The organism is Sulfitobacter sediminilitoris (assembly GCF_010667575.1).
Lineage (GTDB): Bacteria > Pseudomonadota > Alphaproteobacteria > Rhodobacterales > Rhodobacteraceae > Sulfitobacter > Sulfitobacter sediminilitoris.
The window spans coordinates 1-9,297 of the sequence record NZ_JAABNT010000044.1; the positions used below are offsets into that span (position 1 = coordinate 1).

At 54.3% G+C, this 9,297-nt stretch carries 7 protein-coding genes and 2 pseudogenes; 8 read left to right on the forward strand and 1 reads right to left on the reverse strand.

Annotation, left to right across the window (positions count from 1 at the left end):
- Nucleotides 1-160: pseudogene (locus tag GV827_RS22580) on the forward strand (IS21 family transposase); the annotation flags it as partial.
- Nucleotides 140-526, forward strand: a complete 387-nt coding sequence (locus GV827_RS24070) for a DUF6880 family protein (RefSeq protein ID WP_328823206.1) — start codon at nucleotides 140-142, stop codon at nucleotides 524-526. The pseudogene GV827_RS22580 and the gene GV827_RS24070, both read left to right, overlap by 21 nt.
- A gap of 27 nt (nucleotides 527-553) precedes the next feature.
- Here GV827_RS24070 and GV827_RS22585 read toward each other — a convergent pair whose 3' ends face one another.
- The gene (locus GV827_RS22585; RefSeq protein ID WP_164356488.1) at nucleotides 554-2,788 is read right to left on the reverse strand and encodes an adenylate/guanylate cyclase domain-containing protein; all 2,235 of its coding nucleotides are present in this window, start codon (nucleotides 2,786-2,788) and stop codon (nucleotides 554-556) included.
- Between the two features lie 853 nt (nucleotides 2,789-3,641).
- Between GV827_RS22585 and GV827_RS22590 the strand changes: the two genes are divergently transcribed.
- The 6 genes and pseudogenes from GV827_RS22590 to GV827_RS22615 form a co-directional block, all read left to right on the forward strand.
- Nucleotides 3,642-4,958 carry a site-specific DNA-methyltransferase gene (locus tag GV827_RS22590; protein ID WP_164356490.1) on the forward strand — a complete coding sequence of 439 codons (1,317 nt, stop codon included), beginning with the start codon at nucleotides 3,642-3,644 and terminating at the stop codon, nucleotides 4,956-4,958.
- Nucleotides 4,955-5,374: a DUF5681 domain-containing protein gene (locus tag GV827_RS22595; RefSeq protein WP_164356492.1), complete on the forward strand. Its 420-nt coding sequence runs from the start codon at nucleotides 4,955-4,957 to the stop codon at nucleotides 5,372-5,374. The genes GV827_RS22590 and GV827_RS22595 overlap by 4 nt, the downstream gene beginning before the upstream one ends.
- On the forward strand, nucleotides 5,358-6,776 hold the full coding sequence (terL, locus tag GV827_RS22600) for a phage terminase large subunit (RefSeq protein ID WP_164356500.1): 1,419 nt from the start codon (nucleotides 5,358-5,360) through the stop codon (nucleotides 6,774-6,776). The genes GV827_RS22595 and terL overlap by 17 nt, the downstream gene beginning before the upstream one ends.
- 117 nt (nucleotides 6,777-6,893) lie before the next feature.
- Nucleotides 6,894-8,120: a DNA (cytosine-5-)-methyltransferase gene (dcm, locus tag GV827_RS22605; protein ID WP_164356502.1), complete on the forward strand. Its 1,227-nt coding sequence runs from the start codon at nucleotides 6,894-6,896 to the stop codon at nucleotides 8,118-8,120.
- Nucleotides 8,113-8,595, forward strand: a complete 483-nt coding sequence (locus GV827_RS22610) for a very short patch repair endonuclease (RefSeq protein WP_164356504.1) — start codon at nucleotides 8,113-8,115, stop codon at nucleotides 8,593-8,595. Before dcm ends, GV827_RS22610 begins: the two co-directional genes overlap by 8 nt.
- Nucleotides 8,592-9,297: pseudogene (locus tag GV827_RS22615) on the forward strand (type II restriction endonuclease); the annotation flags it as partial. The gene GV827_RS22610 and the pseudogene GV827_RS22615, both read left to right, overlap by 4 nt.

Below are 9,297 nucleotides of genomic sequence, written 5' to 3' on the forward strand. Positions count from 1 at the left end.
GCGCAAACGAACCCGGGTGTTCTCAGAACTGGTGTCCCATTATCTGTTTGAGGATCGGTTTGGCCGCCCGGGCAAAGGGAATGACAAAGGTAAAGTCGAGGGAACGGTTGGCTACACCCGCCGGAACTTCATGGTGCCCATGGCGCATGCGCTGGCCTATCCCAATGCGCTCCAGGCGCTGCACTTTCTGATCCAATGGCCGGCGCCCGACCATGCGGCCCAGTTGGTGGAAAACCGGACTGATGAGCTGGACGGAAACTGTTATGAAGTCTTGGCGCCCGCCGCAGAAATACTGGCCGAAAAACATCCCCTGGCCGCGACCTTGGCTCTGCGGGCCATGATTGAATTCACCCTTGGTGCTGCCCGCTCCAAACGCTATCGGCACGCCGCCCGCCATTTGCTTGAGTGCGATAATCTGGCACGTCAGGCAAATGATTTCGGCGCAATTGAAGCGCATGATGCCTTCGTCGCCCGCCTTAAGACGAAGCATGGCCGAAAGCAGTCCTTCTGGCAGCTGGTGCATTGACATTCCGGCGGTCTATTCCGTGGGCATTTAGCTTGGAATAGGGAATACGCCGAAAGGAAAAACACCATTGGAACATACGGCGATGAAGGCGTTGTACTCATCATTCAAACCATCGGGATTCCGATAAACGTCGCACTTGCTGGTGTGCATATAGCGATGATGTCTTTCAAATTCTACGGTCCCGTCTTCATACCAGACCGCCGTATCAGTCCCGACTTTCTTGCCATTGAGGTACATATCGCGTTCACCAGATTGATGTGTGTCGCGCATCCATTGAACACCACCACAGCATTCGCCAATCCAACGGTATGTGTCACCAAAATCTGATTTGACCTCTACAAGCGACATTCGGTTCTGAGGCTCTACTTCGACACCATCCGGAAAGAGAGGTACTCCGATGGCCAAGAGAGCACGGCGTAATCGGATCACATAGTCTTGACCGATATTCCGACCGTACCACCACGCAATAATCGGTGCTGAAAAGGTGTTTCCCCAGTCCTTGGGCCATTTTGCTTCTACGATCTGCATTTCTGCTTTGGCCTCTTCGAACCGACCAAGCTCGGAAAGAATTATCGCGCGGGTGACACGAATGGTAAAGTCCTCTGGTGTGTATTTCAAAACCTTGTCGAAGTAGTCTAAAGCCTCAACGTTCTTTCCCGCGACATGAAGCGCCAACCCTGTCACGTATTGGTATCTATTTGGATTCCTGGGGTCTAGACGCTCGACAAACTTTGCCCGGTCAAGAGCCCCTTCGTAGTTTCCGAGCGAGATTTCAGCCATTGCAGAAAAGATCTGAACATCGACATTATTTGGATCGAGAGCTAGGCCCTTCTGAACTGCCGCACGAGCCGCTTCGTGATCTGGCTTTTCAAACAGTAATTCCGCTTCAACAGCATGAGCAAGGGCGGATGGGTAGCGTAGTGCAGCTTCAGCGGCCGCATAAACCGCGTTATACTGCTTATCTATTCCTACGGAATCCCACCATCCACGTTGTGCTGCTTCTAGATATAGATCCGCACGTCCCGCTAAGGCTAAAGCATGCGTTGGATCCAATTCTAGTGCCTCATCGAGCGATTTCTTCGCTTCAGTGAAACTTTGTGGAGAGTACTGGTGAAGGTGACTAACGGCCCTTAAGTATGCCTGATGTGCCTTTGGCACTTCGGTCACAGGCAAAGTGATTGCTTCTACTTCGCTTTTTGTGAGGGTTAGAGCTAGGCTATCAACGATTTTCTGCGTTACCGCATCCTGAAGTTCGAAGATTTCGTCTGCACTGCCATCATACCGCTCTGCCCACAGATGCCCACCCGTTTCTGCTTCAATGAGCTGGGCGTTGACGCGAACGGTGTCCCCAACCCTACGGACTGAGCCTTCGAGTAAATGTGCCACGCCCAATTCCAGTCCGACCTGGCGCAAGTCATGATTGCCACCACGGTACTGAAATGAAGAGTTTCTTGCGATTACGAACAGGTCCTCCAGCTTGGAAAGATCCGTAATAATGTCTTCTGCTAGACCATCACTCAACCAAATCTCCGGGGTTTCAGAGTGGTCTTGGAAGGGAAGCACGGCAATCGACTGTTTGCCTTGAAGGCTCCCGGAATGCTGGGATGTCGCAACCTGATCAGGTGAAGACCAAAGCCACCAGATAGCGGCAACGAGTAATACCGCCGTGACAAGCGCCGCCGCAACTGGCTTCGGTGATCGATTCCAAATGGACTTGTGAGGAACAATTACATCACCAATGTGACTCTGATCCAACAAGACCTTCCAAGCTCGAATGGGGCGCTCGATGTTCTTGACATGAACTTCACCAAGGTCCTCGTAGCCAACTTGGACAGACTTCCGCAAATGGTCGAAGGCAGTACCAGAGATGCAAATCCCACCCGGATCAGCCAGTTGCTCTAATCGAGCGGCGACGTTAACGCCATCGCCGTATACATCACCATCTTCGTGAACTACGTCGCCGAGGTTCACACCAATCCGGTAGTTGATCCGTTGATCTTTCGAAAGAGCTTCCTCTTTTTTAAGCATCGTCCGTTGGATCTGGACTGCACACTTGACAGCGTCAACCACGGAGCGAAATTCCGCCAAGAACCCGTCGCCAGTGGTCTTAATTATTGTTCCTTGGTGATCCGCGAGAATTGGATCTATGAGCTCATTGCGGTGCGCCTTTTGGCGTTGAATAGTGCTTTCTTCATCACGCTCCATCAGGCGGGAGTAGCCAACCATGTCGGCCACCATGATCGCGCTGAGCCTACGATCCATTTCACTCCCTCCTTCTTCTAGTATATCAGGAACAAGGTAAAAAATCCAATCAGACGGATGCAAGACTGGGGCTGGAATACCTGGTTAAGTGCAAGCCGAGACGAGCCGTTTCAAACTGCAGCTTCGTCCGAAATTGACTAATGGAACCTTGAAACATCACTGCAGGCGCAACGAAAGACGGCTCTTCCTTCAGAAGCACAGCCAATGGTTTTGGTTAAGCGGGTCGCTGAATCTGTGAGGATCAGCGCCAGATCACTTCCGGTATGGGCTCGACTCGGTCATCTGAGTTTCTGTCGGGTGACCGCTTTTCCCCATGAGCGGCCACTATACGACTGCTATGGAGACGCAGCTGGTCGTATGGTTTCAACATTCAGGAGGAGAGACCATGCGCTACTCGTCAACCGCGCACAATAGTGCAACCGAAACCACTGAGCGCGCATTATTCATTATGTCAGAGAAGAGTCGGTGTCAGTTCCGCCGTTCGCTTTTCAAGGGCGCTTGAAGAACGAGCTGAAGCGCAAGCCCTGTCTCCAAGACCAAGCTCTTGGCTGCTAGAAAGAAACAGAAAAACAGTAGGTCTGCGCGCAACATTTGGTTAACCGATTTTGATAGTTGTGCTATATGTAGTACGTTCTGCTGATTCTTGATAAGCCTATCGGCCAGCTAAAGATGTTGGATTCCGGGCCTCAAGGGGTAGTGAACCGCATGAAATCTCTGGTTGGGAACGCCATTTCTGAAATTGGCAGACCTGATGGGGAAGCAGTGAATTTCATACAGACATATTGTTCCTTTGGTGGCATGGTCCGGCCCCGATCTTGTGCTTCTCTGAAGGAATGTCCTTTGGAGGTATGAAATGGCCTACACGTTTGCAGAGCTGCCTGTCGAAAATATCGCGCCCGCTCCTCGTAACGCCCGGACACACAGTCCGGCTCAAATCTCGCAGATCGTCTCAAGCATTCGGAAGTTCGGTTTCACGAACCCGTTGCTGCTTGATGAGGGGAAAGTAATTATAGCCGGCCATGGCCGGATGGCTGCCGCGAAAAAACTTGGACTAACGTCTGTACCGGTCATTCTGATCGAGGGACTGACAGAAGCCAGCAAGCGCGCCCTGGCGATCGCTGACAACCGCATTGCAGAAAATGCCGGCTGGGACCTCGACATACTTGCGGCAGAGCTTTCCGCAATTTCAGAGCTGGAACTGGATTTTGACCTCGAAGTGACCGGTTTTGAGGCCCCGGAGATAGACTTGCTGATCGGCGATGGGCTCGCCGAAGAGGAGCCTGAGCCTGAAGAGGTCGAGCTCCCGGATGCGGACGTTGCCGAAATTTCAAGGAAGGGCGACATCTGGATACTTGGTAACCACAGGATTCTTTGTGGTGATGCTTTGGTAAACGAATCCTATGTCCGGCTGATGGGCGACGAGCGCGCAGATGTAGGTTTTACGGATCCTCCATACAATGTTCCAATCCATGGTCATGTATGCGGCGGCGGAGAAATCCGGCATAGGGAGTTTGCTCAGGCTTCTGGTGAGATGAGTAGTCAGGAGTTTTGCAAGTTCCTCGAAGCTGCATTCCAGCACGCCTCAGAATTCAGTGCCAAGAATGCTGTCTGGTTCGCCTGTATCGACTGGCGCCATATCGAAGAGATGAGAGCTGCAGGCCTGCGCGCGTTCGGATCCTGGCTGAACATGTGTGTCTGGGCGAAAACGAATGGAGGAATGGGGTCCCTGTACCGCTCGCAGCACGAGTTGGTCTTCGTTTTTCGCAACGGCAGGAAGTCTCACCGGAATAACGTTCAGCTTGGCCGGTTTGGAAGGAACCGCACCAATCTCTGGACCTACCCCGGTGTAAATACATTCAGGAAAGGCCGGCTCGAGGAACTTCGGGCTCACCCGACTGCAAAGCCGGTTCAAATGGTCAGCGACGCTCTTCTGGATGTTTCAAAAAGGGGAGACGTGGTTCTCGACCCATTTTCCGGGGCAGGCTCGACACTCATAGCTGCTGAGAAATCTGGCCGGTTTGCAAGGAGTATCGAGATCGACCCGGCGTACGTCGATACCACGCTGCGAAGGTGGCGGGCCCTGACAGGATGTGAACCTGTTCGCCTGTCTGATGGCGCTGAGTTCTCATCGCTCGAAGCAGGTTTCGCTGATGCCGGAGAGGGTCAATGAGTGCCCGCAAGGAATACGAGGTCGGGTACGGAAAGCCCCCAAGCCAGGCGCAGTTCGAAAAAGGGAAGTCGGGTAACCCTAAGGGGCGTCCGAAGGGAACGAGGAACTTTGCGACAGACCTGGATGAGGTTCTCGCCGAGCAGATCACGATCACAGAAGGAGGTCAGAGACGGAAGGTTTCCAGCCAGCTGGCCGCGTTGAAGCGACTGAAGGAAAAAGCCCTGAAAGGGGATGCAAGGGCCTTGGACCGGTTGCTGGAACTTGCAAACCGGCGCTCCTCAGAAATTGAAGGAAGTAACAGCGAACGCGTTCTGAAGGCAGAAGAAGACGACATACTCGAGCGCTATAAGAACGATATCCTGAACGTTCCTGCCGGGCCTTCCAACGGTGAGGCGGAAGATGAATACGGTTCCTGACAAAGTTTCCGTTCTGAATGCGCTCCTCCGGAAGGACCTGTCGAGTTTTATTCAGCAGACGTTTGCAACAGTGGACCCGGGAACGCGCTATCTGCATTCCTGGCACATCGATGCGATTGCGTTTGAGCTGGAGAAGGTTGCGGCTGGAGAGACAACGCGTCTGATCATCACTATGCCGCCAAGATCTTTGAAGTCTGTGGCGGCATCGGTTGCTTTTCCAGCCTGGCTGCTTGGGCACAATCCACAACAGAAAGTGGTTGCTGTTTCATATTCCGAAACCCTGGCAGAGAAGTTCGCGCTGGATTGTCTGAAGGTGTTGCAGGCGAGCTGGTACAGAGCTGCATTCCCCGCAACGCGCATTGCAAAAGGCAAAGGGGCTAGGAGTGACTTTGAGACGACGCGTGGAGGCGGCCGGTTTTCGACGTCAGTTTCAGGAACCCTGACAGGGCGGGGCGGTGATATTATAATCATTGACGACCCGCACAAACCTGAAGATGCAACATCTGATCTCCGCCGACAGTCGGTTCTGGACTGGTATAAATCCACGCTTCTGAGCAGGTTGAACGATCCCGTTGGTGGTCCAATCGTTCTCATCCAGCAGCGCGTCCACGAAGAAGATTTGGCCGGAATGCTCCTGGAGCAGGAAGGGTGGAGACATCTGGATCTTCAGGCGATTGCTGAGGAAACGCACGGGATCGATCTTGGATGGAGGGGAGCGGTCGCTCGAAAGAAAGGTGATCTGCTCCATCCGGACCGGTTGCCACACAGTTTATTGGAGAGGCGTCGTCTGGAACTGGGCTCCTACGTTTTTGCGGCTCAGTATCAGCAGCGGCCAGCGCCGCTCGGGGGCGGGATGGTGAAATGGGAGTGGTTTGACACATACGACAGTGCTCCTGAACGTCAGGGCGGAGATATGATTGTTCAGAGCTGGGACACTGCGATTACTGCCGAAGAAACAAGCAACTACTCGGTTTGCACGACCTGGCTCGTCAGACAGCGTAGAAAATCCTGGCTTCTTGACGTTCGGAGGTCGCGGCTTGAGTACCCGGAGCTCCAAAGAGCAGTGATGGAAGAGGCCGGGAAATGGCGAGCAAGTCTTGTGCTTATCGAGGAAGCCGGTTCCGGGATTCAGTTGATCCAGACCCTCAAAAGCACTGGAGGGCTGAATGTACTCGGCATAAAGCCACGGACGGACAAAAAGACGAGGCTCATGTCGGGAACGCCCTTCATTGAGGCGGGCAAAATTTCAATACCTGTCGACGCAACTTGGCTGGCGGATTTCCAGCGAGAATTGGTTCACTTTCCGCGAGGAAAGTTTGATGATCAGGTTGATAGCCTCTCGCAATTTCTCAGCTGGCTTGGCGCTCCGAGTAAGGTCGGGATGGTCGGCAGAATGTGCTAGCCTCAACTGTATGGAGCGTCTGGTCGCAATCTCTATACCAAATGTGCCCATATTGTTCTTGCTGACCGGAATATCCCCCGCCATAGTGTCAGAAAAATACCCAGGCGGTGAGCAGTGATGACGGACTTTGAGATCCTTCTGCGGAAGGCAGGCTATTCGGTACCCCAGGCGGCGGAACACCTCGAGTATTCGGAGGGGCATATTTATCGCTGGGTCCGCGGGGAAGAAAAGCCCCGGGCTGGCGTCACTCGCCTGTTGGAGCTGGAAATCGAAGGTCGACGTCCAGCGCCGGGGGCTGACGACTTCAGCTTTATCGATCTCTTTGCCGGCATTGGCGGTCTGCGCAAAGCTATGGAGGGGGCAGGGGGACGCTGCGTGTTCACCTCAGAATGGGATAAATTTGCTCAACAGACCTATCTGGCAAATTTCGCGGACAATCGTCCGATCGCTGGCGATATTCGCGAAGTCGATGCTGCGGCAATCCCGGAACACGATGTGCTGGTCGCTGGGTTTCCGTGCCAGCCGTTTTCAATCGCGGGAGTATCCAAAAAAAATGCCTTGGGTCGCGCCCATGGATTTGAGGATGAAACTCAGGGAACGTTGTTTTTTGATGTGCTGCGAGTTCTGAAGTACCATCGCCCTGCCGCCTTTCTTTTGGAGAACGTCAAAAACCTTAAGAGCCATGACAAGGGAAAGACCTTTGATGTCATCCGCAGAAAGCTGACAGAAGAACTGGGTTACACGCTACATACACAGATTATCGATGCAGCGCATTTTGTACCCCAGCACCGTCAGCGCATTGTGATGGTTGGGTTTCGTACCGAAGTACCGTTCAGTTTTGAAGATCTGATCATTCCTCCCCGCGGCCACAAACGTATGAGGGACATTTTCCACCCGGAGAACGGCACAGAGGAACCCGAAGGGCACTTCACGGTCGGTCCCGACGCAGCTGTCAGCGACAAGTACACGCTGACAGATAAGCTCTGGGCCTACCTTCAGGGCTATGCTGCAAAACACAAAGCCGCAGGAAACGGTTTTGGTTTTGGTCTTGTGGATGGCGACAGCATTTCAAGAACGCTATCGGCACGGTACTACAAAGACGGGTCGGAAATTCTGGTCAGTCGCGGTGAAGGCAAAAACCCGCGTCGGCTGACACCCCGCGAATGCGCCCGTCTCATGGGGTATGATGAGGACTTCCGGATTCCGGTTTCCGATACCCAGGCCTACAAACAGTTCGGAAATTCCGTTGCCGTGCCGGTGTTCGCGGAGGTTGCACGGATCATGCGACCGCATATCCTGTCGCTGACGGAGAAGCAGGCGGAGGCTCCACGCAAAGTTGGCTGATGTTCATGACAAGGCGACCCGCAGCCGGAATATGGCGGCGATACGGGGCGCTGACACCAAGCCGGAAATGACGATCCGCCGCGGGCTTCATGCCCGCGGTTTTCGCTTCCGGCTGCATGACCGGAAACTGCCTGGCCGACCCGACCTGATTTTCCCAAAACACCGCGCTGTGCTTTTCGTCCATGGTTGCTTCTGGCACGGACACGGCTGCCATCTCTTTAAATGGCCCGGCTCGCGGGAAGAGTTCTGGCGCCAAAAGATCGGCACCAACATCGCACGCGACAAAATCAGTACCGAGGCTTTGCGTGAAGCGGGCTGGCGCGTCGGCGTTGTTTGGGAATGTGCTCTGAAAGGCCGTCAGCGCTGGCCTGCCAGCGACGTTCTGGATGTGATCTCGAACTGGCTCAACACGTCGGATGTTGGTCTTGATCTTGAGGGGCTGCCAGAGGATCATCCCGTGGTGGTGTCCAGATGAAGTTTGGCGTGCTGGCAGATCTGTTTGAAGGCGCCGGGGCCAAGGTTCTGACAGAGGTCGAGATCAACCGACAACGATCAAATCAGCATGAGTTTCAGGGGGTCAGCGGGTTCCGGGCCTTTCTCGGCACACCATCGGATAAGCAGACCTTTCCGGCGACCTTTTACTGGCTCGAGGATGACGAGGAAGCAGGGCCGATGCGGCTGGAATCCTATTGCACCTGGAGTGACGTCCGGCGCGGCAAGGCAGGGCGCAGCGCCGAATATCATTTGTACTATGCAGCCGAATCTGAGCCGGTTGTGCACCAGGCTCGGGCGGGTGATCAGGTGGTGATTGCCCGGACGAAGGGAGGGAGCCTGATGGTGCTTCTCACGCCAGAGGGTTCAACCATCGGCCAGCAGCTGCTCTGGCTGTTCGGTCTGGATCTGTTCGATGGCCGGTCGGTCGCCCGGCGTATTGATCGCGATGATGCGGTCGAGCTTGGCTTCGCGGCGCGAAGCGTTCTGGCGGATCTCAGCATTGAGGTCAAAGAGCCGGAACCGGATGCCTTTGACCTTTTGATTGAACGGTTTGGGCGCGGGTTTCCAGGCACTGTTCCGTTTTCCGTTTTTGCCCGGGAGACGCTGCCTGATGTCGATCCTCTGGCGGACCCGGACGGTGCACTTGTTGCATGGATGGAGCACGAGGAGGCGCTGTTTCGTC

Bases quoted from the DNA above. Each gene is read 5' to 3' on its own strand.
- GV827_RS24070 (WP_328823206.1), top strand. From the start codon at position 140: ATGGCGCATGCGCTGGCCTATCCCAATGCGCTCCAGGCGCTGCACTTT.
- GV827_RS22585 (WP_164356488.1), bottom strand. From the start codon at position 2,788: ATGGATCGTAGGCTCAGCGCGATCATGGTGGCCGACATGGTTGGCTAC.
- GV827_RS22590 (WP_164356490.1), top strand. From the start codon at position 3,642: ATGGCCTACACGTTTGCAGAGCTGCCTGTCGAAAATATCGCGCCCGCT.
- GV827_RS22595 (WP_164356492.1), top strand. From the start codon at position 4,955: ATGAGTGCCCGCAAGGAATACGAGGTCGGGTACGGAAAGCCCCCAAGC.
- terL (WP_164356500.1), top strand. From the start codon at position 5,358: ATGAATACGGTTCCTGACAAAGTTTCCGTTCTGAATGCGCTCCTCCGG.
- dcm (WP_164356502.1), top strand. From the start codon at position 6,894: ATGACGGACTTTGAGATCCTTCTGCGGAAGGCAGGCTATTCGGTACCC.